This window comes from Treponema sp. R6D11 (assembly GCF_054786075.1).
In genome coordinates, this window is the sequence record NZ_BDHD01000474.1 from 1 (window position 1) to 966 (window position 966).

2 protein-coding genes are annotated in these 966 nt (G+C 44.7%); both read left to right on the forward strand.

The window, feature by feature from the left end; all coding sequences use genetic code 11:
* Positions 1-731: transcription termination factor NusA (gene nusA, locus ACYVTD_RS14050; RefSeq protein ID WP_461248347.1), on the forward strand; the 731-nt coding region annotated here is incomplete at its 5' end.
* On the forward strand, positions 724-966 hold a 243-nt coding region (locus ACYVTD_RS14055), incomplete at its 3' end, for a YlxR family protein (RefSeq protein WP_461248348.1). The genes nusA and ACYVTD_RS14055, both read left to right, overlap by 8 nt.

Consider the following 966-nt stretch of genomic DNA (forward strand, 5'->3'; position numbering starts at 1 on the left):
TAACGCAATCAATTCGCGCTAAAGAAAAAGAGCAACTATTTGAAGAATTTGCAGAGCTTGTTGGGCAAGTTGTGCCAGGCGAAGTCCTTCGTTCCGAGAACGGAAACCTAATCGTAAAAATAGGCAAAAAAGAGGTTCTTCTTCCTAAAAACGAACAAATCAAAAACGAAAGTTTTGTTCGCGGCGATAGAATTAGAGTCGTTGTTGTTTCTGTCGGCGATGAAAAACGCACGAACGGCATGAGCATATATACATCAAGAACTCATCCGGACATGGTTCGCGCGCTTTTATCAAGAGAGGTTCCTGAAGTTAAAAACGGTGTTGTTAAAATCGAGGCTGTATCGCGTGAGGCAGGCGTTAAAACCAAAATCGCGGTTAGTTCGAACGACCCGAATGTTGACCCGCGTGGGGCATGCATCGGCGCAAACGGCTCGAGAATTATCCCGATTTCAAACGAACTTTCGGGCGAAAAGATGGACATAATCAAATATAGCGACGACCCAGTTGAATTTATAAGCGCAGCATTGGCGCCAGCAGAAATCGAGAGAATAGAAATTGTCGGTGAGAACGAAGCGAAGGCTTATGTTCGCTCCGATATGTTATCTTTGGCTATCGGTGGGGGCGGGCAAAACGTACGTCTAGCTGCTCGTTTGACAGGGCATAAGATAGACTTAATCGAAATCGACGAGAATGGCAATATAATCGAGAAACAAGAAAAGACTGATGAATAGCCCTTTCGCTCGCACTTGTATCGCTTGTCGCAACAAATTTTTGCAAGGCGAAATGGTTCGCATAAATAAGCAAAAAGACGGCGAGATAGTGATTGGAAAAGGAGAAACCGGCAGAAGCTGCTATGTGTGCAAAAAGTGCGTAGGCGATGCTGTCAAAAAGAAATTGTTAAACAAAGTTTTCCGCGCAAACATCGCGGAGGATGTGTATAAGAAGTTGGAACGCGTGGGAGAAACC